Annotated in this window: 23 protein-coding genes and 1 pseudogene; 16 read left to right on the forward strand and 8 right to left on the reverse strand. The window is 63.0% G+C overall.

The annotated features are described in order from the left end of the window. Positions 1-36 precede the first annotated feature (36 nt). Positions 37-765, reverse strand: a complete 729-nt coding sequence (locus C7G61_RS34310) for a GntR family transcriptional regulator (protein WP_108522133.1) — start codon at positions 763-765, stop codon at positions 37-39. A 214-nt stretch (positions 766-979) separates the two neighbouring features. Here C7G61_RS34310 and C7G61_RS34315 point away from each other — a divergent pair, with 214 nt between their 5' ends. The 3 genes from C7G61_RS34315 to C7G61_RS34325 all read left to right on the forward strand — a co-directional run bounded on the left by C7G61_RS34315 (position 980) and on the right by C7G61_RS34325 (position 3,899). Continuing rightward, complete coding sequence (locus C7G61_RS34315; RefSeq protein WP_108522134.1) at positions 980-1,420, forward strand: MarR family winged helix-turn-helix transcriptional regulator; 441 nt, start codon at positions 980-982, stop codon at positions 1,418-1,420. Further along, positions 1,417-2,199, forward strand: coding sequence for an enoyl-CoA hydratase (locus tag C7G61_RS34320; RefSeq protein WP_108522135.1), 783 nt, complete (start codon positions 1,417-1,419; stop codon positions 2,197-2,199). The genes C7G61_RS34315 and C7G61_RS34320 overlap by 4 nt, the downstream gene beginning before the upstream one ends. A gap of 86 nt (positions 2,200-2,285) precedes the next feature. Beyond that, positions 2,286-3,899, forward strand: coding sequence for a GMC family oxidoreductase (locus C7G61_RS34325; RefSeq protein ID WP_108522136.1), 1,614 nt, complete (start codon positions 2,286-2,288; stop codon positions 3,897-3,899). 110 nt (positions 3,900-4,009) lie between these two features. On the opposite strand, the gene hemE is transcribed toward C7G61_RS34325, so the two are convergent. Continuing rightward, entirely contained in the window at positions 4,010-5,056 is a 1,047-nt protein-coding gene (hemE, locus tag C7G61_RS34330; RefSeq protein WP_108522137.1) for a uroporphyrinogen decarboxylase, read from the reverse strand. A gap of 134 nt (positions 5,057-5,190) precedes the next feature. On the opposite strand from hemE, the gene C7G61_RS34335 reads away from it, so the two are divergent. Continuing rightward, positions 5,191-5,412 carry a hypothetical protein gene (locus C7G61_RS34335; protein ID WP_108522138.1) on the forward strand — a complete coding sequence of 74 codons (222 nt, stop codon included), beginning with the start codon at positions 5,191-5,193 and terminating at the stop codon, positions 5,410-5,412. Positions 5,413-5,420: 8 nt separating this feature from the next. Here C7G61_RS34335 and C7G61_RS34340 read toward each other — a convergent pair whose 3' ends face one another. Both C7G61_RS34340 and trhO read right to left on the reverse strand, forming a co-directional pair. Further along, complete coding sequence (locus C7G61_RS34340) at positions 5,421-5,636, reverse strand: SlyX family protein (protein ID WP_108522139.1); 216 nt, start codon at positions 5,634-5,636, stop codon at positions 5,421-5,423. After that, positions 5,629-6,381 (reverse strand): oxygen-dependent tRNA uridine(34) hydroxylase TrhO, encoded by a 753-nt coding sequence (trhO, locus tag C7G61_RS34345; protein ID WP_108522140.1) that lies wholly within the window; start codon positions 6,379-6,381, stop codon positions 5,629-5,631. Before trhO ends, C7G61_RS34340 begins: the two co-directional genes overlap by 8 nt. A gap of 204 nt (positions 6,382-6,585) precedes the next feature. Between trhO and ggt the strand changes: the two genes are divergently transcribed. The 7 genes from ggt to C7G61_RS34380 all read left to right on the forward strand — a co-directional run bounded on the left by ggt (position 6,586) and on the right by C7G61_RS34380 (position 12,203). Beyond that, positions 6,586-8,172, forward strand: a complete 1,587-nt coding sequence (gene ggt, locus C7G61_RS34350) for a gamma-glutamyltransferase (protein WP_108522141.1) — start codon at positions 6,586-6,588, stop codon at positions 8,170-8,172. Positions 8,173-8,212: 40 nt separating this feature from the next. Then, the gene (locus tag C7G61_RS34355) at positions 8,213-8,671 is read left to right on the forward strand and encodes an FKBP-type peptidyl-prolyl cis-trans isomerase (protein ID WP_420836814.1); all 459 of its coding nucleotides are present in this window, start codon (positions 8,213-8,215) and stop codon (positions 8,669-8,671) included. A gap of 22 nt (positions 8,672-8,693) precedes the next feature. Next, the gene (locus C7G61_RS34360; RefSeq protein WP_108522143.1) at positions 8,694-9,674 is read left to right on the forward strand and encodes a D-2-hydroxyacid dehydrogenase family protein; all 981 of its coding nucleotides are present in this window, start codon (positions 8,694-8,696) and stop codon (positions 9,672-9,674) included. 154 nt (positions 9,675-9,828) lie between these two features. Beyond that, positions 9,829-10,353 carry a cupin domain-containing protein gene (locus C7G61_RS34365; RefSeq protein ID WP_108522144.1) on the forward strand — a complete coding sequence of 175 codons (525 nt, stop codon included), beginning with the start codon at positions 9,829-9,831 and terminating at the stop codon, positions 10,351-10,353. A 41-nt stretch (positions 10,354-10,394) separates the two neighbouring features. Continuing rightward, positions 10,395-11,132 carry an enoyl-CoA hydratase/isomerase family protein gene (locus C7G61_RS34370; protein WP_108522145.1) on the forward strand — a complete coding sequence of 246 codons (738 nt, stop codon included), beginning with the start codon at positions 10,395-10,397 and terminating at the stop codon, positions 11,130-11,132. A gap of 124 nt (positions 11,133-11,256) precedes the next feature. Continuing rightward, a complete protein-coding gene (locus C7G61_RS34375; RefSeq protein ID WP_108522146.1) occupies positions 11,257-11,679 on the forward strand; it encodes a VOC family protein in 423 nt (140 codons plus the stop codon). Positions 11,680-11,714: 35 nt separating this feature from the next. Next, positions 11,715-12,203, forward strand: coding sequence for a VOC family protein (locus C7G61_RS34380; protein ID WP_108522147.1), 489 nt, complete (start codon positions 11,715-11,717; stop codon positions 12,201-12,203). Positions 12,204-12,386: 183 nt separating this feature from the next. Here the strand turns inward: C7G61_RS34380 and C7G61_RS34385 are convergent, their stop codons facing one another. Together C7G61_RS34385 and C7G61_RS34390 are read right to left on the reverse strand one after the other, a co-directional pair. Then, on the reverse strand, positions 12,387-13,502 hold the full coding sequence (locus C7G61_RS34385) for a hypothetical protein (RefSeq protein WP_190242103.1): 1,116 nt from the start codon (positions 13,500-13,502) through the stop codon (positions 12,387-12,389). 2 nt (positions 13,503-13,504) lie between these two features. Beyond that, a pseudogene (locus C7G61_RS34390) lies at positions 13,505-14,246 on the reverse strand (FecR family protein). A gap of 222 nt (positions 14,247-14,468) precedes the next feature. On the opposite strand from C7G61_RS34390, the gene C7G61_RS34395 reads away from it, so the two are divergent. Further along, the gene (locus tag C7G61_RS34395) at positions 14,469-15,728 is read left to right on the forward strand and encodes a phospholipid carrier-dependent glycosyltransferase (RefSeq protein ID WP_420836815.1); all 1,260 of its coding nucleotides are present in this window, start codon (positions 14,469-14,471) and stop codon (positions 15,726-15,728) included. Positions 15,729-15,849: 121 nt separating this feature from the next. Further along, positions 15,850-17,481, forward strand: a complete 1,632-nt coding sequence (locus tag C7G61_RS34400) for a response regulator (protein ID WP_108522151.1) — start codon at positions 15,850-15,852, stop codon at positions 17,479-17,481. Positions 17,482-17,577: 96 nt separating this feature from the next. Here the strand turns inward: C7G61_RS34400 and C7G61_RS34405 are convergent, their stop codons facing one another. Further along, positions 17,578-18,213: an OmpA family protein gene (locus tag C7G61_RS34405; RefSeq protein WP_108522152.1), complete on the reverse strand. Its 636-nt coding sequence runs from the start codon at positions 18,211-18,213 to the stop codon at positions 17,578-17,580. Positions 18,214-18,952: 739 nt separating this feature from the next. Between C7G61_RS34405 and C7G61_RS34410 the strand changes: the two genes are divergently transcribed. Together C7G61_RS34410 and C7G61_RS34415 are read left to right on the forward strand one after the other, a co-directional pair. Further along, complete coding sequence (locus tag C7G61_RS34410) at positions 18,953-19,183, forward strand: hypothetical protein (RefSeq protein ID WP_108522153.1); 231 nt, start codon at positions 18,953-18,955, stop codon at positions 19,181-19,183. Between the two features lie 76 nt (positions 19,184-19,259). Beyond that, entirely contained in the window at positions 19,260-20,438 is a 1,179-nt protein-coding gene (locus C7G61_RS34415; protein ID WP_108522154.1) for a winged helix-turn-helix domain-containing protein, read from the forward strand. 32 nt (positions 20,439-20,470) lie between these two features. On the opposite strand, the gene C7G61_RS34420 is transcribed toward C7G61_RS34415, so the two are convergent. Beyond that, positions 20,471-21,775 (reverse strand): CobW family GTP-binding protein, encoded by a 1,305-nt coding sequence (locus tag C7G61_RS34420; protein ID WP_244608592.1) that lies wholly within the window; start codon positions 21,773-21,775, stop codon positions 20,471-20,473. Here C7G61_RS34420 and C7G61_RS34425 point away from each other — a divergent pair. Further along, positions 21,770-22,750: a cyclase family protein gene (locus tag C7G61_RS34425; protein WP_244608593.1), complete on the forward strand. Its 981-nt coding sequence runs from the start codon at positions 21,770-21,772 to the stop codon at positions 22,748-22,750. The two genes, C7G61_RS34420 and C7G61_RS34425, sit on opposite strands and share 6 nt — an antisense overlap. Positions 22,751-23,212: the final 462 nt, after the last annotated feature.

Consider the following 23,212-nt stretch of genomic DNA (forward strand, 5'->3'; position numbering starts at 1 on the left):
GCTTTTTCTTGATTGGCTTGGTCTTCGAACGGTCGATCAGACGGCGTCGCCACCTCCGAACGTGTTCGGCGTGGCGAGCTCGACGAGGCGCATGGTCGTCATGAAATGCTTCGAGAGCGCCGTGACGGCGGCATCGGCATCGCGCTTGAGCGTGGCATGCACGATTGCCGCGTGTTCGGCCTCCACATCGCGGGATTTTTCGCTGTTGCGCCGGATCGCGAGCCTTCGATACCGCTCGCTCTGCTCATGCAGCACATCGCGAAACCCGAGCAGCCATTGCGAGCCGCAGGCGTTCACCAGCGTGCGATGGAAGACGCGGTGCCGCACCACCCATTCCTCATAGTGATGGGTCGGATCGTCGGGATAGGTATGGGGAACGGCGCAGAGCGCGGTGAACGATTTCTCCACCGAGGCAAGCCATGCCGCGTCGCCGCGCTCGATCGAGCGCCGCAGCGCCAGCCCTTCGATATCGACACGGGTCTGCGTCACGTCCCGAAGATCGGCTGATGATACCGGGCTGACGCGAAAGCCGCGCTGGTCGGATGCCTGCACCAGCCCGTCCGCGACGAGCCGCGATAACGCCTCGCGCACCGCGGCGAGGCTGACCGAGAACTGTTTGGCGAGACCGGCAATATGCAGCTTCTGGCCGGGCAGCAGCCGGGTCGAAAGAATATCCGCGCGCAGCCGCTCCTGAACGGCTGATGTCAGGCTTCGAGGCCGTTCGTCGGCAAGGCTCTCACCAAAACTCAACCCGATACTGCTCATGGCGGCGCAGATTGGCGAGGCAAGGCGATGTCGTCAATCGAAAATCGATTTTTTATCTAAGCTGCTGCCAAGGCTTCGGTTTCTGGTTTGGTGGCCGCCTGCGCTGTCTAGCCCTGAATCCCTCGCGGCGCGTCCGCACTAAAAATCACCGTGACAAGCTGCCGGCGGTGACTTAGATAGTTCGCATGCGAAATAAATTCAGTTCGCCCAACCGATGAACCCGCGTCGCGAGCACCGGCTCGTGTTCCTGCTCAACGTCGCGCAGCGCCGGCTGCAGCGCTGGATGGCGGCGCGGACGCAAGCCAGCGGCGTTACCGCCGCGCAGTCCGGCTTGCTGTTCATCCTCGGCCAGCGCGACGGCGTGCTGATGGGCGAAGCGGGCGCGGCGCTCGATCTCGGTCCGCCCGGCATCAGCGGACTGGTGGACCGGATGACGGCTGCGGACCTGATCAAGCGCCGTGCCGATCCGGATGACGGGCGCGCGTGGCGGCTCTGGCTGACGCCGGCCGGCCGCGCTGCTATGGCGCAGTCGAAGGCAGGGCTCGCCGAGGTCAATGCGCGCCTCACGGAAGGCTTCACCGAGGCCGAGATCGATGTCGTCGCGCGCTGGCTCACCACCATGCAAACCAGATTTCCCAGAGGAGAAGATGAATGACCGAGCATATCAAGATCGAGAAGAGCGACGGGATTTTGAGCCTGACGATGGCGCGCCCCGACAAGAAGAATGCGCTGACGAATGCGATGTACGGCGCGCTGGCCGACGCAATCGAAGGCGCGGAGACTGATCCATCCGTCCGCGTCCTGCTAATTCGCGGCGAGGGCGACATGTTCACCGCCGGCAACGACGTCGGCGAGTTCGCCGCCATTGCGACGGGCGCGGTTCAGGGCGAGCGGCATGTCGGCCGTTTCCTGCAGGCGCTCGCCAGATCGAGCCGTCCGCTGGTCGCGGCCGTTCAAGGACGCGCCGTCGGCATCGGCACCACGATGCTGCTGCATTGCGATCTGGTCGTGCTGGCCGAGAACGCGCTGCTGTCGACGCCGTTCGTCAATCTCGCATTAGTGCCGGAAGCGTCTTCCAGCCTGTTGATGCCGCTCCGCATCGGCTATGCGCGCGCCTTCGAAATGTTCGCGCTCGGTGACGCCGTCGATGCCAAATCCGCGTTTGCGTGGGGGCTCGCCAACCGGGTGGTGGCGCTGGACAAACTCGACGCTGAAGCAAAAGCGCTCGCGTCCCGGCTGGCGAAGCAACCGGCGGGTGCGGTCAGCACGACGAAGCGGCTGATGCGCAATCCGGAGCTTCTCATGGCGCAGATCAAGGCGGAAAGCGAGCGGTTCGCGGAGCGCCTGAAAACCGCCGAGGCGCGCGAGGCCTTCGTCGCGTTCGCCGAACGCCGGCCGCCGGACTTCTTGAAACTCGCCAAACCGCCGGCGTAACCGCTTTCTCCCCGCCCGCGACCGGGAGGCAATTGACCGCCCGTGACGGCCCCGCTACCTCTCTCGGGTTGCGTGCGGGGAAACAAATGAACAAGAACAATGAAGCTTCCGAATTCGACTACGTCATCGTCGGCGCCGGCTCGGCCGGATGCGTGCTCGCCAATCGCCTGAGCGCCGACGGCAAGCATTCCGTGTTGCTGCTGGAGGCCGGACCGAAAGACAGCAATCTCTGGATCCACGTGCCGCTCGGCTACGGAAAACTGTTCAAGGAAAAATCCGTCAACTGGATGTATCAGACTGAGCCGGAACCAGGCTTGAACGGCAGGCAGGTGTTCCAGCCACGCGGAAAAGTGCTCGGCGGCTCGAGCTCGATCAACGGCCTGCTCTATGTGCGGGGCCAGCACGAGGACTACGATCGCTGGCGCCAGCGCGGCAATGCCGGCTGGGGCTATGACGACGTGCTGCCCTATTTCAGGAAGGCCGAGAACCAGCAGCGCGGAGACGACAAGTATCACGGCACGGGCGGGCCGTTGCCGGTGTCGGACTGGCGCCACCATGATCCGCTGTCGGAAGCCTTCGTCGTCGCCGCCGCCGAAACCGGCATTCCGACCAATCCGGATTTCAACGGCGCCACGCAGGAAGGTGCGGGATTTTTCCAGACCACAACAAGTCGTGGCCGGCGCGCCAGCACGGCGTTCTCCTACCTGCGTCCGGCGAAGAGCCGCAGCAATTTGCACGTCGAGACTTCGGCGCTGGCGCAGCGCATCCTGTTCGAAGGGCGGCGCGCCAAGGCGGTCGAATACAAGCAGGAAGGCCGCGTGCGCACGGCGCGGGCGCGCAAGGAAATCCTGGTCTCCAGCGGCGCGTATAACTCGCCGCAATTGCTGCAGCTCTCCGGCGTCGGTCCGGCGGACCTTCTGAAGCAGCACGGCATCGAGATCGTGCTCGACGCGCCCGGCGTCGGCAATGATCTGCAGGACCACTTGCAGGTCCGGCTGATCACGCGCTGCGCGCAAAAGGTCACGCTCAACGACGTGGTCAACAATCCGGTACGCCGGGTGATGGCGGGCATTCAGTACGCCGCCTTGCGCAAGGGACCGCTGACGATTGCCGCCGGCACCTCGGGCGCATTCTTCAAGACCAGCCCGCGGCTGGCGTCGCCCGATATCCAGATTCACTTCCTGCCGTTCTCGACGGACAAGATGGGTGAGAAGCTTCACGCGCTTTCTGGTTTTACCGCTTCGGTCTGCCAGTTGCGCCCGGAAAGCCGCGGTTCGCTGCGCATCAAAAGCGCCGATGCTTCCGTGCCGCCGGAAATCCGCATCAACTATCTCGCAACCGAAACCGATCGCCGCGCCTTCATCGACGGCATCCGCATCCTGCGCCGGATTCTCGCAGCACCCGCGCTGAAGGCCTACGCGGTCGGGGAAGTCGATCCCGGTCCGAAAGTGCAAAGCGACGACGAACTGCTCGATTTCTGCCGCCGCACCGGCAGCACGGTCTATCACCCGACCTCGACCTGCCGCATGGGCAGCGATGCGCTCGCCGTCGTCGACCAGCGCCTGCGCGTGCGCGGCATCGAAGGCCTGCGCGTGGTCGATGCGTCTGTTATGCCGGACCTGATGTCGGGCAATACCAACGCGCCAACCATCATGATCGCGGAGAAGGCGTCGGATATGATTTTGGAGGATGCGCGGTAAGTGCGTGATCGTAGTAATCGTAGCCCGGATGGAGCGTAGCGTAATCCGGGGCTGCTCCCGCGCCGCACGGCCGTTCCCGGATTGCGCTTCGCTCCATCCGGGCTACAAGATTACCCCTTGTACGCCCGCACTCGCTTCAGCATCTGCTCGACATGGGCGATCGGGGTTTCCGGCTGGATGCCGTGGCCGAGGTTGAAGATCAGCCGTCCAGCCGCGTAATTCGCCAGCACGTCGTCGACGGCGCGGTCGAGCGCGGCGCCGCCCGCGATCAACGCCAGTGGATCGAGATTGCCCTGCACGGCGACGCGGCTCTGCACGCGCTCGCGGATCAATGACGGCTCGGCCGCCCAGTCGATACTGACGGCATTGACGCCGGTCGCTTCGACATAGGCCGGCAGCAGCGCGCCCGCGCCGCGGGGAAAGCCGATGATTTTTGCATCAGGCGCTTTCGCGCGCACGCCCGCGACGATGCGTTTCGCAGGCTCGATCGACCAGCGCTCGAATTCGCGCGGCGGCAGCACGCCGGCCCAGGTATCGAAGATCTGCAACGCGTCCGCGCCGGCCTTGAGCTGGCCGAGCAGGTATTGGATCGAGTTCTCGACCAGCACGTCGATGATTTCAGCGAACGCCTCCGGGTGACGATAGGCCATCATCCGCGCCGGCGCCTGGTCGGGTGTGCCTTGTCCCGCAACCATGTAGGTCGCGACCGTCCACGGCGCGCCGCAGAAGCCGATCAGCGCGATCTCAGGCGCGAGTTCGCGCTTCACGCGGCGCAGTGCTTCATAGACCGGCTCGAGCTTGCCGAAATCGGCGTGGCGCGCCAGCGTCGTCACTTGCTCCGGTGTATTCAGCGGATCGAGCCGCGGGCCTTCGCCGGCCTCGAAGCGCACGGAACGGCCGAGCGCGTAGGGGATGACGAGAATGTCGGAAAAGATGATCGCAGCGTCGAAGTTGAAGCGGCGGATCGGCTGCAGCGTCACCTCGGCGGCATAGTCCGGCGTGAAGCAGAGGTCGAGAAAGCTCCCGGCCTTGGCGCGCAACTCGCGATACTCCGGCAGATAGCGCCCGGCCTGCCGCATCATCCAGATCGGCGGCACCTGCTGCCGGCGGCCGGACAGCACTTCGAGAAATGGTTTTGCGACGGATTTCTGAGACAATCGAAGGGTTCCTGCGGGCGGCTGATATTTGCGCCTCTGATACACGCAGGTTCCCTCCGGGCCAAGGACGGATACCAGGGGCGAACGTGGAACTGGCGTAAAACCGCGCCGTTATCTCATCCATGGAGGTCCCGATGGCCGAGAAATTCAATCCTGCGGCGCATGACAAGCACGCCGAAGATCCCCGTGAAGCGCAGAAAGCCGACCGGGAAATCCACGAGAAGCTCGAGGCCGGGCTGGTGGACACGTTTCCGGCCTCCGACCCCGTGAGCGCCGCGCAACCGGCGCCGTCGAAAGCCGATGGCGATCGTGCCAACAAAACGCTGTGGAACAAGGTCCGCGCCGTCTTCCGCTGACGCAAATCTCAGTAATGCGGCGGCGGCTCGTTCGCAGGACCCGGCGCGTTGCTTTCGGCCTCCTGAAGGCGCTCCTTCAGTTCAGCGACCTGGCGCGTCAGCCTGTCGATCTCAACCCACTGCGCGGTGATCGTCTGGTTCAGTGTCTCGATGGTCACATCCTGATAGGTCAGCCGCATTTCCAGCGCGTCGATGCGCTCGCTTAAGTCGTCGGCATCACTCATGGGAGCCATCGTTCGGTCGTCGCTGCCGCAGCCCGTGGCCCAGCGCCACACGTTCGTCGAATACAAAACACTTGCCGCGCCAGCGGCTCTCTTGCTCCGGCACGCCTTCGAGATACCGCAGGATGCCGCCCTTGAGGTGATAGACCTCACCAAACCCCAGCGCCAGCAGATAGGCGCTGGCTTTCTCGCACCGGATACCTCCGGTGCAGAACATCGCGATCCTCTTGTGCTTCGCCGGGTCGAGTTTCTCCGCGGCGAATTCCTTGAACTGGCCAAAGCTTTTGATGCCGGGATCGACCGCGCCTTCGAACGTGCCCATTGCGACCTCGAAGGCGTTGCGGGTGTCGATGACAAGCGTATCGGGCGCGGCAATCAGTTCGTTCCAGTCCGACGGCTCGACATAGGTCCCGACCTGCCGCGTCGGATCCGCGGTGGTATCTCCGAGCGTGACGATTTCCTTTTTCAGCCGCACCTTCAGCCGCTGGAACGGCATCTCGGAAGCGCTCGAAAACTTGAGTTCGAGATTGTCGAGCCGGCCACCGAAGAGGGGGCCGTGCTCCAGCTCCCGGACGAACGCGTCGATGCCCTCATCGCCGCCCGCAACGGTGCCATTGATGCCCTCGTGGGCCAGCAGCACGCTACCCTTGATCCCGAGGCCTGCAGCAAGCGCGCGCAGCGGCTCGCGCAGCTCCCGGAAGTCCGGCAGGGCGGCGAATTGGTAGAGGGCGGCGACCTTGAGCGGCATGGCGACCGTTTATCAGGCGGGCCGGGCAGGGGATACCCCGTAAAGCCCTGCGTATTCCGCGTATTGCCACCGCGGGACCTTGGCATGCCAGCCATTGCCCAGTTGGGGATGAATATGCCAAAGAACCGTCTGTAAACTCACCCGATCGTCCCCAGCGGGATGCCCAAGAAATATTGAAGAAACGCTGAAAAGAAAGCACTCGCGATGAGGAATTTCCATTTCGCCGGCCGCTCCACGGTCCATGCCCAGAACGCGATGGTGGCGACGTCGCACCCGGAGGCCGCGCTTGTCGCCATCGACGTGATGCGCGCGGGCGGTACGGCTGCGGACGCCGCGGTTGCGGCCTGTGCGCTGCTCGGCGTCATCGAGCCGCAATCGACCGGCATCGGCGGCGATTGTTTCGCGCTGATCCAGCCGAAGGGCGAGGGCAAGATAACGGCCTATAACGGCTCCGGCCGCGCGCCGATGGCGGCAACGGCCGAATGGTATCTCGAGCGCAAGATCCATTCGGTGCCGCTGACATCGGCCCATGCGGTGAGCATTCCCGGCGCGATCGACGCCTGGGATACGATCCTGCGCGACCATGGCAAGATGGGGCTCGACACGCTGCTGCAGCCCGCGATCAAGGCGGCCGAAGAAGGCTATGTCGTCGCGCCGCGCATCGCCTTCGACTGGAAGAACCAGTTCGAGAAGCTGAAGAACGGCACCAACACCGAACGCTATCTTTTGCCGCACGGCAAGCCGGCGGTGGCCGGCGATGTGATCCATCAGCCGGAGCTCGGCAAGACGCTGCGCGCGATCGCCAAGAACGGCCGCGACGCGTTCTATGCCGGCGAGATCGCAGCCGACATGGTGGAAACCTTGCGCGGCATCGGCGGCCTGCACACGCTGGAAGATTTCGCCGCGCATTCGACCGAAGCCACGTCGCCGATCGGCACGATGTACAAGGGCCACGATGTCTGGCAGTGCCCGCCAAATGGCCCGGGCATCACCATGCTGGTGATGCTGAACATCCTCTCCCGCTTCGACCTGACGAAGTTTCCCGCGCTCAGCGTCGAGCGCTTCCATCTCGAGGCGGAAGCCGCGCGCATCGCCTACATGATGCGCGAGCAGTACATTGGCGATCCGCAGCAGGTTCATGTCGACGTCGCCGGCATCCTCGCGAAGGAATTCGCCGAGGAGCACATCAAGAACATCAGGATGGACCGGCTGCTTGATCTGCCGAACGTGGCGCCGCCGATGAATCCGTCCACGGTCTACATCACCGTGGTCGACAAGGACCGCAACGTCTGCTCGTTCATCAACTCGATCGCGCATTCCTTCGGCTCGGCGATCGTGTCCAACAAGACCGGCATCCTGCTGCAGAACCGCGCCGGCGGTTTCCGGATCCAGCCCGGCCATCCCAATTGCATCGCGCCGGGCAAGCGGCCGCTGCACACCATTATTCCCTCACTCGCCACCAAGAATGGTCGCGCGTTGATGCCGTTCGGCGTGATGGGCGGACAGTATCAGCCGGTGGGCCAGACCCGCGTGCTGACCAACATGCTCGACTATGGCTGCGACGTGCAGGAAGCCATCGATATGCCGCGCGGCCTGCATTATGAAGGCGTCTACCAGCTCGAGGACAGCGTGCCAGCCGAGATCGTCGAGGGCCTGAAGAAGATCGGCCACAAGACCACCAGCGTGGTCGGCCCGCTCGGCGGCGGCCAGGCGATCTGGATAGACTGGGACAAGGGCACGCTGACCGGCGGTTCCGATCCCCGCAAGGACGGTTGCGCGCTGGGCTATTGAGCGTCTAGAAGCTTCGTCTCGCCAAGAAGAGGTTCAACAGATGCGCTTCTCCCGACGCACGTTCATCCGGACCGCTACTGCCGCCATGGCGGCCGCGGTTGCCACGCCCGTTGCCATCAGGATGGCATCGGCCCAGACCGCAGGAAAACCTATGACCACAGCTTCAGGCTTGCAGATCATCGACAGCACGGTCGGCACCGGCGCGTCGCCGAAGACCGGCCAGACTTGCGTGATGCATTATACAGGATGGCTCTACGAGAACGGCCAGAAGGGCAAGAAGTTCGACTCCTCTGTTGATCGCAACGAGCCGTTCGAGTTTCCGATCGGCCAGCGTCAGGTGATCGCCGGCTGGGACGAGGGCGTTGCCTCCATGAAAGTCGGCGGCAAGCGCACGCTGATCATTCCGCCCGCGCTTGGTTATGGTGCACGGGGCGCCGGCGGCGTCATCCCGCCGAATGCGACGCTGATGTTCGACGTCGAATTGCTGGCGGTGAAGTAACCAGCAACGGGGGAAGCGCATCGTGAAGGTCTCGATCCTCGACGATTATTTCGACACGCTGCGCACCCTCGATTGCTTCGGCAAGCTCGCCGGCCACGACGTGACCATCTGGAACGATCACGTCCAGGACAACGATGTGCTGGCGGAACGGCTGCGTGATACCGAAGCGCTGGTGCTGATCCGGGAGCGCACGCAGATTCGCAACGCCCTGCTGGAGCGCCTGCCGAAACTGAAACTGATCAGCCAGCGCAGCGTCTTTCCGCATATCGATATCGAGACCTGCACCCGGCTTGGCATCGTCGTGTCGTCGAGCCAGCACGCCGACACGCCGTCTTACGCGACCGCCGAGTTCACCTGGGGCCTGATCCTGGCGGCGATGCGCGCGATCCCGCAGCAGATGGCGGCGCTCAAGGCCGGCAAATGGCAGATTGGCGTCGGCCACACTCTGCGCGGCAAGACGCTCGGCATCTATGGCTACGGGCGGATCGGCGCCGTCGTCGCCGGCTACGGCAAGGCGTTCGGCATGAACGTGCTGGTATGGGCGCGCGAGCCGGCCATGGCGAAGGCCCGCGCCGACGGATACGAGACCGCCGCCAGCAAGGCTGATTTCTTCGAACGATGCGACGTGCTTTCGCTGCACATGCGCCTGGTCGATGCCACGCGCGGCATCGTCAAGGCAGAAGACCTCGCGCGCATGAAACCCTCGGCGCTCCTGGTCAATACCAGCCGTGCGCCGCTGATCGCGCCGAACGCGCTGGTCGATGCGCTGCGTGCCGGCCGGCCCGGCATGGCGGCGGTGGATGTGTACGAGAAAGAGCCGCTCCGCGACGTCAACGATCCCTTGCTGACCATGGACAATGTGGTCTGCACGCCGCATCTCGGCTACGTTTCGCGCGACGAATACGAACTCCAGTTCACGGACATCTTCGACCAGATTTTGGCGTATGCCGCGGGCACGCCGACCAATGTGGTCAATCCGGATGTGATGTCCAGACGGCGCTGATGCGCGGCAAGCGCCAGGGCGCGTATAGGCGAGGGACGTGCCCGGCCATGACGAAAACCGGGGCGCCCATGCGCCGCAGGCTCCCTTAATCTTCTGGTTTGCGGCCCTACTTTTCGATACCGTTCGGACCAACGATATTCCGAGAAGGCGCACAATGACCGGTACGCACGACCACAGCCATTCCCACGATCACGATCATTCGCACGGCGATACTGAGCGCTGGAAGCATGACGGCGTCCGCGTCATTCCCGGCAATCAGCTCGATCCCAACGTGCCGTCAACTGCGGGCATGGACCGCAAGGCCGCGATCAATTTCGCCCGCGTCGGTGCGCAGAAATTGTGGGCGGGCACCGTGACGATCCGGCCCGACGCCAAGACCGGCGCGCACCATCACGGCCATCTCGAAAGCATCATCTATGTCGTGAAGGGCAAGGCCCGGATGCGCTGGGGCGAGCATTTGCAGTTCACCGCCGAAGCTGGCCCCGGCGATTTCATTTTCGTGCCGCCCTACGTGCCGCATCAGGAGATCAACGCCAGCCGCGACGAGGTGCTGGAATGCGTGCTGGTGCGCAGCGACGGCGAGGCGGTGGCCATCAACCTCGATATCGAGCCGGTGGAAAAGCCAGAGACCGTCCTGTGGGTCGATCCCGTGCATCGCGATCCCGCCGAGAAGAAGTAATAACTAAAGGCCGCCTTCGTGCGGATATCGCGGGGAATGCCATGAAGCTTGTTCGCTACGAGAGCGCGGGCCACGTCGCCACCGTCACCATGGATCGCGCTTCCGCGCACAATGCGCTCAATAATGCGTTGTGTGACGAATTGCGCGAAGCCTGGCTCCGCTTTCACGAAAGCGACGACCGTGTTGCGGTGCTTGCGTCATCCGAAGAAAAATATTTCTCGGTCGGCGCCGACGTCAGGGATCTTCCCGTCAACATGTGGCACGCGGTGCCTGGATTGGGCGTCGAACTCGACAAGCCGGTCATCGCCGCTACATCCGGATGGGTGGTCGGCGGCGCCTTCGTGCTGGTGCAGATGGCGGACATGTGCGTGGCGTCGGAGACGACGCGCTTCATCTACCCCGAGGGCAAGATCGGCACCACCGCCGGCGGCATCTCCTCGGTGATGGCGCGCATGCCACACAAGATCGCCATGGAGTTTTTGCTGGTCGGCGAGGAAATGTCGGCGGAGCGGGCCTGGCAGATCGGCTTTGTGAACAAGGTCGCGCCGAAGGGGCAGCATGTCGCACTCGCCCAGGAGATGGCGGCCAAAATCGCCGCCAACGCGCCGCTGGTGGTCCGGGCGCTGAAGAAGCTCGCCCGCGACGCCATGCCCAGGGGACCGCTGGAAGGGGTCGCCGAGGTGCGCCGGCTGCTCGATGTCATCAAGGACAGCGAAGACCTGAAGGAAGGCGTCAAGGCGTTCGCCGAAAAGCGCAAGCCCGACTTCAAGGGCAGATAACCGCCGTTCGCCGCCGGATGCGACGGCACGCCGTTTCGTCGCCTGAAAAAAATTGAAAAAGGATGTCGGATCCGTCTCCGCGGGTTCGTCCTTGGCTCGAGCCCTTCAAAAAAGGAACCCGATTATGGCCAAAATGATCTTCGTCAACCTGCCGGTCAGTGACCTCGCACGCTCGACCGCCTTCTATCAGGCGATCGGCGGCGAAAAGAACCCGCAATTCTCCGATGACACGGCGTCCTGCATGGTGTTTTCCGACACCATCCACGTCATGCTGCTGACCCATGACAAGTATCGGCAGTTCACCTCGAAGAAGATCGCCGACGCGAAGGCCACTAGCCAGGTCCTGATCTGCCTTTCCGCCGACAGCCGCGACGCCGTGGATGATGTGATTGGAAAGGCGCAAGGCGCGGGCGGCGGTGCAGATCCGGGTCCGAAGCAGGATTACGGCTTCATGTATGGCCGCAGCTTCGAAGATCCGGATGGTCACCACTGGGAAGTGATGTGGATGGATGTCGCTGCCGCGCAATCCGCCATGGCCCAAGCCTGATCATTTCAAACCTGTGACAACCCGGAGTTCTCCCGATGTCCAAGATTTCCCCCTGCCTGTGGTTCAGTAGCGAGGCCGAGGAGGCCGCAAACCTGTACGTCTCACTGCTGCCCGATTCCCGGATCGAGAAAGTCCAAAAGAACACCGTTGATAGTCCTGCCGGCAAGGCCGGTTCGGTGCTGGTGGTCGAATTCACGCTGGCCGGCCAGCGGTTCATGGCGCTGAACGGCAACAAGCCATTCGACTTCACCCACGCCGTCTCGTTCAAGATCGACTGCGCCGATCAGGCCGAGGTCGATCGGCTTTGGGACGCATTGCTGGCGGACGGCGGCAAGGAAGTGCAATGCGGCTGGCTGAAGGATCGCTACGGCGTGTCGTGGCAGATCGTGCCGACCGCGGCGATGGAATATATCGGCGGTTCCGATACCGCTGGGGCCCAGCGCGCGATGCAGGCGATGATGGGCATGGTCAAGCTCGATGTCGAAGGACTGAAGCGGGCGTATGAGGGGAAGGCCGCGGCGTAGAGCTGCTTGCTTACCTCGCCCCGCCCTTGCGGGGAGAGGTCGGATTGCGAAGCAATCCGGGTGAGGGAACTCTCCGCGAATCTGCTCTTTCGAGTTTGCGGAAGCAGCCCCTCACCCCGACCCTCTAAGAGCGAGCTTCGCTCGTCTCGACCCCGCAAGAGCGGGGCGAGGGAGCGATGATCCCTAATAACTAACCCTCAAACCCACACCGCCGTGGAGCGTGTTGCCGACCGGCTGCGGGCCGGCGGTGCCGTTGAGGAAGAGGTCGGCGACCCAGCCCTTGGTGATGCGGAAGCCGAGCCGGCCGCCATATTCGAACCAGCCCTGGTTGCCGATGGTGGGCACGATCGTGCCGTCGCCGGTCACGCTGGCGACGATGCCGGATCGCGACCCGAAGGATTGCACCCATCCGCCGTTGATGTTGGCCTCGACGCTTGTGCCGAACAGGTGCGTCCACTGTCCGCCGACCTTGACGAGGTTGGTGCGGTCGGTGCCATCGGCGATCGCGGCGTCGAACGGATTAAAGGCCGCGGCGGGGTCCGCGTAGCCCTTCACCCGCTGCCATAGCTGCCAGACCTCGACGGAAGCCGCCACCTCATCGCGCGGCGACAGCCGGCTCATCCAGCCGGCGCGGCCATAGACGGCGTAGTTCTCGCTCGTGGTCGAACTTTCGAGCGATACCGCGCCGAGGCTCGTCGTGTAGCTGCGCGAGTAGCGCACCTTCTGGAATGGCGACAGGATGGTGCCGATATCGAAGAACGGCCGCGACGATCCCCAGTCGACGAAATCATAGCGCAGCGCGAACGCGCCGATCGGCGAACTGGTGACGCGGTAGCCGCCTTCACTGTACTGGGCATAGGCGATGCCGGCGAGCAGCGACAGATTCGGCGTCAGGTTCTTGCGGCCGTGAATACCGGCCGAGAACGAACCCGCCGAACCGAACGCGCTGATGCAATCGTTGCAATTGACCTGCTCGTTGACCCCCAGCAGCACGTTGCCGAGCACGCGGTTGGTGATCATCTGGTTGAAGCGCTGTCCGGCCAGGTCGTTGATCGAGCCGGCGCCGGAACCGGTCGCAGCCGCAGGCGGCGCATTGGTGCCTGGCGTTGACGTCGGAGTCGGCGAAGCCGCAGGCGTGGGGGATGGGCTTGGCGTCGGCGTCGGCGGATAGCACTCGACACATTCTTCTGCCGGTGTCGGCGAGGGCGACTGCGCCCACGCCGACGACTGCAGCAGCGAAAGCGAGGCCATGGCTGCGAGCACGGCCGATAGAGCGAGGCTGCGAACGTGTTTTGCCATGGTCAGCGCCCGCACAGCATGCCGGTGGGGTCGCTGCCGTCATCGACGATGACGGGGGCCGCATCCGCATATTGTGTCTTGCTGCAAAGCCCTGCCGCGGCGCTGCAGGTCGCGGCAAACGTCCATGGCGGATTGTTGGTCTTCCTGATCGTCGAGCGGCCGCCGACACCTGAGGTGATGATGGCGGTGTCGCCGGGCCGGGTGAGCAGGATGCATTCAAAGCTGACCGTGCAGACCGAGGCCGCGCCGTCCTGCAGGTTGACGATGGTCTGGCCGCGCAGTGACAGGATATCGAGCGTGGTGCCGCGCACGCCAATGGTCGCCAACGGCGTCGTGATCTTGTAGGCGGCCTTGTCCGAATGGCCGGTGACGAAGCGAAACGCGCCCGAGGTCATGCGCACCGCGACTTCGCGGTAGTGATGTTCGTCGTCGAAAACGGTACGGTCGAGCTTGAGCGTCGCGTTGGGTCCGAGCGAGAGGTTGGTGCTGTCGGCCATCACCAGACGCGTTGCGCTGTCGATCCCGGTGCGCACGGTTTCGTCACGAACCAGTCCATCGCCGACCTTGATCTGAATGGTCGAAGGTCCGGCAACGCGGAGTACTTCATTCTTGACGACAGCCGCTTCGCCGACGCGCATTTGCGCATAGGCGGGAGCAGCCAACGCAGTTACCAAGCCAATTGCAAATAGCAAACGAAAGCAGTTACAGAAATTCATTTCAAAGCCGATCGATTTATCCCGACATCGTACCGGATCGCGCGCGTGCGATGTGGCAGAATTATCACTTGCGTGGCCTACTCGCCGGTCGGTTAGTGATGGCGGAATCGAAATGCGTTCAACGCGATGGACATAAAAATCTGGAGCCATCACACTCAATTTTGCCGCAATGTCATTTTGTCCCTGATTCAGTGTCAGATTGTCCGTGAAGCCAACAGACGCATCACATTCTGTTTTGCCAAATTCGATGATGCGCACGGGCATCATCGCGGGAGTGCTTTTTGTTCTCGCGCATTTCGCGATGCTGATCGGCGTCACCACGCCGGAGAAATTCTATTTCGACGAAGTGCATTACGTTCCGGCGGCGCGGCAGATGCTCGAGCCGGTGATGCGAGAGCCGATGCTCAACCCGATGCATCCGCCGCTGGCCAAGCAGTTCATCGCGCTGTCGATCCATTCGTTCGGCGATGGGCCGCTGGGCTGGCGCTATCCGGGCGTCCTGTTCGGATCGCTCGCGATCGTCGCGGTGTATCTGTGCGGCCTGGCGCTGTTCGCGGCGCAAGGGCCGGCGATTGCAGCGAGCCTGCTCGCCTTTTTCAACCAGATGCTGTTCGTGCAATCGCGGATCGCGATGCTGGATATTTTCGCGCTCACCTTCAGCCTGTTCGCGATCGCGGCGTTCATCCAAGGCTTTCGAAAGCAGCGGCCGCATCTGTGGTTCGCGCTTGCCGGGATCGGCTTCGGCCTGTCGATCGCTTGCAAATGGAGCGGGTTGTTCGTGCTCGCGGTCTGCATCGTCATCGTCGCAATGATCCGCCTGATGCAAGGCTGGTGCACCCAATTCGCCGACGCCCGGCCCGATGACTGGTACCGGCCCGATCTTTGGCCCGGCTTCAAGGCCTGGCATTTCGCGGCGTGCTTCATTCTGATTCCGGCCGCCGTTTATCTCGCGACGTTCATTCCGCTCTACGGATTATCGGCTTCGGATATCCTGCAAGCGCAGCGGCGGATCTTCAGCGATAACACCACAACCGCGATCGCAGGGCACACCTACATGAGTTCATGGCCGTCCTGGCCGTTCCTGGTGCGCCCGGTCTGGTATCTCTTCGACAAGATCGGCGACGACCGGATCGCCGCCGTGGTCTTCCTCGGCAACCCGCTGATCCTGTGGCCGGCGCTGATTGCGGTCGCGATCTGCCTGCGCGACTGGATCGTGACGCGGCGGGCGGATGCATTCCTGGTGCTGGCGTTCTACTTCGGTCCCTATCTCGCATGGGCGCTGCTGCCGCGAACGTTAGGGTTCATTTACTATTACCTGCCGGCCGCGACTTCGGCGAGCTTTGCGCTGGTGTATGCCTTGACACGCGGCAGCATGCCGGGATGGCTGCTATGGGCCTATGTTGCGATCGGTTTTGCCGGTTTTGCCGCAATGCTGCCGATATCGGCCGCGTTCATAGGTACCTCGATGGCGACGTTCAGCCGCCTGATGATCTTCCAGAATTGGATCTGAGACCGCCCAAGACGCTTAACGAGTAGTTACCCGGCAAGTCTACTTGTACGGGTCATTGGCTCGCCGTAGATTCGTCGTTGCGTTGAGTCTTGTCGGATTCCCGCTCAAAGGAACGACTGGCATGTGGGCCTTCTTCGAACGTCTGCTCGATTCATCGATGTTCGCACCGCACGGAATATGCCTGCTGTGGGAACCGCAACTGATCTGGCTCCACGTCGCGTCGGATGTCGTCATTGCTTCTGCCTATTTTTCGATTCCCGTGGCGCTGTCGATCTTCGTCTCGAAGCGCCGCGACGTCGATTTCGGATGGGTGTTCTGGGCGTTCGCGCTGTTCATCATGGCGTGCGGCGTCGGACACGTGATGTCGATCGTCACGCTTTGGTATCCGGTCTACGGCATCGAAGGCATCGTCAAGGCGATGACGGCCGCGGCATCGATCGTGACGGCGGCGATGCTGTGGCCGCTGTTGCCGAAGGTACTGGCGTTGCCCTCGCCGTCGCAGCTTCGTGCCGCTGAAGTAGCCCTGGCGCAGGAAGGCATGTACCGGCGCGAAGCCGAAGACATGCTTCGGCAGTCGCAGAAGATGGAAGCGATCGGACAATTGACCGGCGGCGTGGCGCACGATTTCAACAATCTGCTCACGATCATCAGCGGCAATCTCGAGATCGCCGATCGCTGCTTGCAGACATGGAGCGAGGCCGCGCGCGAGCGGTTGACGCGGGTGATCGCCAACGCCGCGAACGGCGCGCAGCGCGCGGCGATGCTGACGCAGCGCTTGCTGGCGTTTGCGCGGAGGCAGCCGCTCGATCCCAAACTGACCAACGTCGGTCAATTGATCGGTGGCATGTCGGATTTCTTCAGGCGCACGCTGGGCGAGAACGTCGATCTCGAGGTCGTGGAGGGAGCCGGCCTATGGCAGATCGAGGTCGACCCCAGCCAGTTGGAAGCGGCGATTCTCAATCTTGTCGTGAATGCCAAGGACGCCATGAACGCCAGTAATGCCAAAATCTCGGGCGCGATGGCCAACAGCGGCAAGCTGAAGATCGAAACCAGCAACGTTTCCGTCGAGGAGGGCTATCGGCAACAGAACGCAGGCGTGCCGGCCGGGCAATATGTATTGATCGTGGTGAGCGATACCGGTTCTGGAATGCCGCGGGAAGTCCAGGAGAAAGCGTTCGATCCGTTTTTCACGACCAAGCAACCGGGGCAGGGCACCGGCCTCGGATTGAGCCAGGTCTATGGCTTCGTCAAGCAATCCGGCGGCGAGATAAAGATATACAGCAAGGTCGGGCACGGAACCACAATCAGGATCTACCTGCCGCGCGCCGCTACCGCTCCCGAGGCCGTCGGACAGAGCGAGGCGCCTCTGGTCGGCAGTTCGGGGAGCGAGACCGTCCTGGTCGTCGAGGACGAATACGATGTGAGGTCGTATCTGGTCGAGACGCTAAAGGACCTGAACTACCGGGTTCGCGAGGCGGCGAACGGGGCGGCCGCGCTGGCACAGTTCGACGCCAATCCGTTCCGGATCGATCTGTTGCTGACCGACATCGTGATGCCTGGCCTGAACGGCCGCGAGCTGGCCGATCAACTGCATCATCGCCAATCCGGCCTGAGGGTCTTGTTCATGACCGGGTATTCGCGGGATGCGATCGTGCATCAGGGCCGGCTGGATGCCGGCGTGTCACTGCTGCAGAAGCCCGTTACCCAGGCCTTGCTGGCGGCAAGGATCCGGGAAATTCTCGACAAGTCGTAGATTGCCACGGACGGCGAGCCGTCATGTCGTGTACCGCGATCGCGGCAAATGAAAATCCGCCTGCCGCAAGCGGCAGGCGGATTGGCCATCAAGACCTTACTTCGACGCGGTCTTGTTGGTATCCATGTTGACGACCTGAACGCGGCGGTTGGCCGGGTCCATCGGCGCATTCGCATCCTTCGGCTTGCTCTCGCCGTAACCGACGGTCACGAGATTCGAGCCGGTGATGCCGTACTTCTCGGTCAGGTACTTCTTGATCGTGTCGGCGCGGCGCTCGGACAGATCCTGATTATACGCCTCGCCGCCGATCGCGTCGGTATGTCCGGCAACCACGAAGGTCGAACCCTTCAGGCTCGCATCGGAGAGCGCCTTGCCGAGTTCCTGGACGGCGCTCACCGAGCCCTTGCTGATGTCGGCCGAGTTGTAGTCGAACTGGATTTCGAGATCGATCTTCGGCTTGCTCGCGGCAAGTTCCGCAATCTCCTGGCGCTCGCCGAGCGACAGCGACCGCGTCTTGCGGTTGCGCAGCGTGTTGACGAAGCCGGTTTCCTTGGCCTGTACGGCGGCGTCCACCGGCTGCTGCGGGCCGGTCGAAAGGCCGCGGGTCACGCCCGGCTTCGGCTTCAGGGCGTCCAGGATCTTGTCGGCCGAGACGGTGTCGCCGGCGACAGCGAGGCCCGCTGTCATCGACAGCGCGGCGCTGATAGTCATGATCGAAAGGTAGCGGGTCATTGTCTTAATCCTCACTGTTAACGCCTGCAAAGCTGGCGTGCATGACGTTTTGATGCTGCGAAGATAGGACGGGTTCAAAGTGGGCAATGTGATTCAAGTCACATTGATAACGCCAGCTTTCCGACCAGGGCTGGCTTTGAGCCGGCATCGCAGGGTGTTTGAGGCCGATACGGCGTCATTCTACGTCTCGCGGCATCTTCGGTAGACCAATCATCCAATCTTGCTTGCGTGATTTGAATCACCCTTTCGATCGGCGACCGGAAGCAGGTCCGCCTCTGCCGCAGGCCTACCCAGGCCGGAACCGTATCAGCCTCAACCGCAACCCGCTGCCGCGATGCGCCGCCTGGCCGGCCTCCGACTTCGACATCAGGGCTTCCGGCAAGTTCGGTGGAGGCAATTCGCGCTGCGTGGCGCGGCGATCTCAATGTCGCGCAGCACAACGACTGCAGTGACAGGACGGTGCGGGCTGGCATCCGGAGTTTTGCGGGACAAGCGACCGCCGCATCGCTTCCCGCAGCTCGCTTCAGAAAAGAAAACTGTGTGCCGTCGCGCCAGCGCCGATCTGTGGACAACAAATCGGCAAGATGCGCGTCTAGCAAAACGACTCACAAAAAATCTGAAGAAGAATTGGTTCGGGGCAACCAAACGGGCGGGCCGGGTGTTACAGTCAGTCAAGCGTCAGCGTGAGTACCAGGGTTATCGTGCCAGCGCATCGGAGCCTGCCGGTTCCGGAAGTTCAATGCCAACACTGATCGGCGCGGCGATGATCGCCGCTGCAATTTTGCTGTCGACGCTGATCAACGCGCTCGGTAGCCGCTACGCCGGGTTCGAAAGCCCGACGGAGGAGAGCGCGTGGCTGGTCGATCGTCTCACCGGCACCGTCTACAAATGCAGTGCGCCTCAGCCCGGCCGCGCCTCCTGTGAGGCCGAGATCGCAACCGGCAGTGTCGGGGACCGGCCGAAGCGGTGAGGTGAGTTCGCGCCGCGAGCGGCGTCCATGGAACCGGGACTCCCCCCACGCGCGAATCCCGCTACATTGCCGCGCGATGCCCCGCGCGACTGAACCCCGACCCCTGACCAAGACCGAGGCCCGGCGAATCTGGCTGCATGCCCAGCGGCTCGATACGAATGAGCCGTTCGGCGCCGGACCGCAGGCGGTTGCGGCGGCAGTGGACCATCTCGGCTACGTGCAGATCGATACCATTCACGTCATCGAGCGCTGCCATCACCACATTCTCTATAGCCGCATCCCGGCCTACGCCCGCGCCGACCTGCGCCAGGCGCAGAGCGTCGACAAGAGCGTGTTCGAATACTGGACGCATGCGCTGTCCTATGTACCGGCGAAGGATTTTCGCTTCTTCGTCCCGGCGATGCGGGAACACCGGCGCGAGGGCCACCGATGGTTCGCTTCCGTGAAGCCGGAGGACACCCGCAAGGTGATGCGGCTGTTGCGGCGTGACGGCGCGCTGACGATCCGCGACATCGAGGACGACGTTCTGACCGAGAAGGAACATCTCTGGCAGAGCCGCAAACCCTCGAAGCGGGCGCTGCAGCTTGCCTTCTACACCGGCGAGGTGACGATCTCCGAACGAACCGGCATGCTCAAGACCTATGAGCTGATGACGCGGCATTTCGGCTGGGACAAGCCGCCGAAGCCGGCTGCCTCGGCGGAAATCACCGCCTACCTGCTCGACCGCGCGTTACGTTCGCAAGGCGTCGTCAGCCTCGATTCCATCTGCCATCTCGACGCGCCGAGCAAGGGGGCGGTGCGGCGATTGATCGACACGCGGGTGCGGCGCGGGGAATTGACGCCGGTCGCGCTTGAAGGTGCCGGCAAGCAGGAGCATTGGGTCCAGCCGGAAGTGCTGGAGGCGAATGGGGCGGTGCCGGGTGGCGAGGGCGATGGCCTGGTGCACATCCTCTCGCCGTTCGATCCGCTTGTTATCCAGCGCAAGCGCACCGAATTGTTCTTCGATTACGGCCACCGCTTCGAGGCCTATGTGCCGAAGGAAAAACGCCTGTTCGGCTATTTCGCGCTCCCGGTTCTGGTCGGCGAAGATATCGTCGCTGCCATCGACCTGAAGACCGATCGCCAGAACAAGAAGTTGCTGATGCAGAAATGGAGCTGGGTCGGCAAGGGCGCGGCGCGGAGCGCGCGCAAGGATTACAAGCGCCGCATCGAGGAAGAACTTGATCGTTTCGAGCGGTTTCAGCTGGCGGAGTAGGGCATCCGTTCGGGAACCCGGCCCCGGCTGGTTCAAGCTGCCGCGCGGCCTGCCTGCCATAGCGCGAGCACCTCTTCGCGCGCGATGCCGCGGGTAATGAACACGATGCGCGAGCGGCGGTCGGCGTCGGGCCATTCGGGGAGCGCCACCGGCGGATGGAAGACATGGTGGACGCCGTGGATCACTATTGGCGTCTGCTCCCCGCGGAGATTGAGAATGCCCTTGACCCGCAGCAGGTCCTCGCCGCGCATGCTGCGAAGATACGCGAGCCAATGCGAAACGGCCATCCAGTCGAGCGGTTCGTCGAACGCGAGCACGAAGCTGGTGATCGATGTATCGTGGCTGTGACGGGCGTGATGGCCATGATTGGCGTGGTCGTGGTGCTCGTGCGCCGGCTCGCAGGATCCTGCGAACGCCTGCTCGTTGAGCCAGCGCCCAACGTCGATCGCTTTTTTCTCGGGATCGACCAGGCCGGCACCGAATAGCCCCGCCGGATCGATCTCGCCATGCATCACGCTCTCGATCCTGGCACCGGGGTTGAGCCGACGGAGACGCGACTCCAATGCGGCAATGTTGCTGACCAAATCACGCTTGGTGATCAACAGCCGATCGGCAAGCGCCACCTGCTTCACCGCTTCATATTGATGGTCGAGCTGATGAACTGCATTGGCGGCATCCACTGTCGTCACGACGGTATCGAGCCGCAGGAAATGCGAGACCAATGGATTGTTCAGCAGGAGCTGCACGATCGGGGCAGGATCTGCCAGACCCGTGGTCTCGACGAGAATACGACGAAATGGCGGCACCTCGCCACGGTCGCGTCTGACCAGCAGTGTACGCAGCGTCTCCTCGAGGTCGCTGCGGATTGTGCAGCAAATACAACCGCTCGCGAGTACAGCCACCTCGCCATCGACGCGCTCGACGAGGAGATGGTCGAGACTGACTTCTCCGTATTCGTTGATAACGACAGCGCTGTCCCTCATGGCGTCGTGGCGCAGCAAGCGATTGAGCAGCGTGGTCTTGCCGCTGCCGAGAAAGCCGGTGATCAACGATACCGGCAGCCGCTCGGCCGACTTGTCGCTCTCGAAGAGGCTCATCGGCTCCCTCACTTCAATCGTCTTATTTTTGTCGCTGGACAGCAGCCTAGCGGAGGAGGAGCATGCCGGAAATAATTTTTTAAGCCCAGCTTCTGGGCACAACCCTGGGAGGGAACGATGGACGACGAAGTCAGGGACGAAGAGCAGAAAGGCGGGATGGCGGCAACCGATCGCCGGACGTTGCTCCGCACAGCCGGCCTGGCCGGCGCTGCGGGGGCGGCGCTCGCGGGCGCGATGCATGGCAAGTTCTCGCTCGCGCCGGTCACCGCAGCGCAGGCGCAGACCACCGCCGCCATGCCCAAGGGCGTCGACAAGCCATGGTGGCCCTCGAAATGGGGCAAGGACGACGAGGCCGGCGCATCCAACCACATCACGCCGGCGAAGGTCCTCGACGCGGCGAAATGGATCAAGGACGGCAAGATCTACAAGATCGGACGCGTTTACGAGCAGGGCATGCCGCTGTTCGGCGCGCGTGCGTTCTCGCTGCGCATTCCCGGCGGTCCGACCGGCGGCCCGTTCGGCGACAACAAGCTTGTGTATCATGACGATTTTCTCGCCACCGAGATCAGCCAGACCGGCACGCAATTCGACGGCCTCGGTCATATCGGCGTCCAGATGGGCAAGGACGGCGACAAGAGCGAGATGCGGTTCTACAACGGCTTCACCGCCGCAGAGATCAGCGACGCATACGGTCTCAAGAAGCTCGGCGCCGAGAAGCTGAAGCCGCTCTTCACCCGCGCTCATCTGATCGACATGGTCGCGCTCAAGGGCGGGATGATGGACGCCGGTCAGGAGATTACTACAGCCGACATCAAGGCGGCGCTGCAGAAGCAGAACATCCCCGAGAGCGACATCAAGGCCGGGGACGCGATCATGTTCCATACCGGCTGGGGCTCGCTGTGGATGAAAAACAATGACCGCTTCAACAGCGGAGAGCCGGGCATCGGCCTCGACGCTGCCCGATGGGTGATCGAAAAGGACCTCGCGCTCACCGCGGCCGACACCTGGGCGGTCGAGGTGGTCCCGAATCCCGACAAGTCGCTCGCCTTCGCGGTCCATTCCGAGCTGCAGACGAAGCACGGCATCCTCAACCACGAGAACCTGATATTCGACGAGCTCGTCGCCGAAAAGAAGTACCAGTTCGTCTATTGCTTCACCCCGGCCCCGATCAAGGGCGCCACGGGAAGCAACGGCTGTCCGATCGCGATCACGTGACCAGGGCGTATCGGCGCGTGGGCGGACGTCCCGCCCACGCCGGCACTCCGGACTTCGGTGTCGAAGCGGCCGCTCAATGAGTGTTGCCCGGACGCGGGCTCAACGCCAGAACGAGTTGCTGCCGGGCAGCGCTCTCCGCGGCGAATGGCAGCTTGGGCCATAGCCGACTCGCCGATTGGCAAATCGCGCTTACGCCGCAGCGCTTCGAACAAGACGATTCCGTTCACGCCATAGCCCACTATCCTTCGAAAAAGTATCAGGAAGGGTTATCTGGAGAACGCCAGTTCTCCATAATCGATATGGCGCAGCAGTCGCTGCATGTCCGTTCTTAGGGGGATTGTGTTGCAAAACTCCCGTTGAGACGACTCGCGAACCGTGATTCCTTGGTGGAGAGGGCATCAGCGGGAGCGGCGCATGATGGGGCGGCAGGAAGATGGGCAAGGACAGTTTTTCTATTCGTTT

The sequence above is a fragment of the Bradyrhizobium algeriense genome, from assembly GCF_003062295.1.
Taxonomy (GTDB): Bacteria; Pseudomonadota; Alphaproteobacteria; order Rhizobiales; family Xanthobacteraceae; genus Bradyrhizobium; species Bradyrhizobium algeriense.

Coding starts and splice junctions, on each gene's coding strand:
- C7G61_RS34310 (WP_108522133.1), bottom strand. CDS start 765: ATGAGCAGTATCGGGTTGAGTTTTGGTGAGAGCCTTGCCGACGAACGG.
- C7G61_RS34315 (WP_108522134.1), top strand. CDS start 980: ATGAACCCGCGTCGCGAGCACCGGCTCGTGTTCCTGCTCAACGTCGCG.
- C7G61_RS34320 (WP_108522135.1), top strand. CDS start 1,417: ATGACCGAGCATATCAAGATCGAGAAGAGCGACGGGATTTTGAGCCTG.
- C7G61_RS34325 (WP_108522136.1), top strand. CDS start 2,286: ATGAACAAGAACAATGAAGCTTCCGAATTCGACTACGTCATCGTCGGC.
- C7G61_RS34335 (WP_108522138.1), top strand. CDS start 5,191: ATGGCCGAGAAATTCAATCCTGCGGCGCATGACAAGCACGCCGAAGAT.
- C7G61_RS34340 (WP_108522139.1), bottom strand. CDS start 5,636: ATGAGTGATGCCGACGACTTAAGCGAGCGCATCGACGCGCTGGAAATG.
- trhO (WP_108522140.1), bottom strand. CDS start 6,381: ATGCCGCTCAAGGTCGCCGCCCTCTACCAATTCGCCGCCCTGCCGGAC.
- ggt (WP_108522141.1), top strand. CDS start 6,586: ATGAGGAATTTCCATTTCGCCGGCCGCTCCACGGTCCATGCCCAGAAC.
- C7G61_RS34355 (WP_420836814.1), top strand. CDS start 8,213: ATGCGCTTCTCCCGACGCACGTTCATCCGGACCGCTACTGCCGCCATG.
- C7G61_RS34365 (WP_108522144.1), top strand. CDS start 9,829: ATGACCGGTACGCACGACCACAGCCATTCCCACGATCACGATCATTCG.
- C7G61_RS34370 (WP_108522145.1), top strand. CDS start 10,395: ATGAAGCTTGTTCGCTACGAGAGCGCGGGCCACGTCGCCACCGTCACC.
- C7G61_RS34375 (WP_108522146.1), top strand. CDS start 11,257: ATGGCCAAAATGATCTTCGTCAACCTGCCGGTCAGTGACCTCGCACGC.
- C7G61_RS34380 (WP_108522147.1), top strand. CDS start 11,715: ATGTCCAAGATTTCCCCCTGCCTGTGGTTCAGTAGCGAGGCCGAGGAG.
- C7G61_RS34385 (WP_190242103.1), bottom strand. CDS start 13,502: ATGGCAAAACACGTTCGCAGCCTCGCTCTATCGGCCGTGCTCGCAGCC.
- C7G61_RS34395 (WP_420836815.1), top strand. CDS start 14,469: ATGCGCACGGGCATCATCGCGGGAGTGCTTTTTGTTCTCGCGCATTTC.
- C7G61_RS34400 (WP_108522151.1), top strand. CDS start 15,850: ATGTGGGCCTTCTTCGAACGTCTGCTCGATTCATCGATGTTCGCACCG.
- C7G61_RS34405 (WP_108522152.1), bottom strand. CDS start 18,213: ATGACCCGCTACCTTTCGATCATGACTATCAGCGCCGCGCTGTCGATG.
- C7G61_RS34410 (WP_108522153.1), top strand. CDS start 18,953: ATGCCAACACTGATCGGCGCGGCGATGATCGCCGCTGCAATTTTGCTG.
- C7G61_RS34415 (WP_108522154.1), top strand. CDS start 19,260: ATGCCCCGCGCGACTGAACCCCGACCCCTGACCAAGACCGAGGCCCGG.
- C7G61_RS34425 (WP_244608593.1), top strand. CDS start 21,770: ATGCATGGCAAGTTCTCGCTCGCGCCGGTCACCGCAGCGCAGGCGCAG.
- C7G61_RS34420 (WP_244608592.1), bottom strand. CDS start 21,775: ATGCATCGCGCCCGCGAGCGCCGCCCCCGCAGCGCCGGCCAGGCCGGC.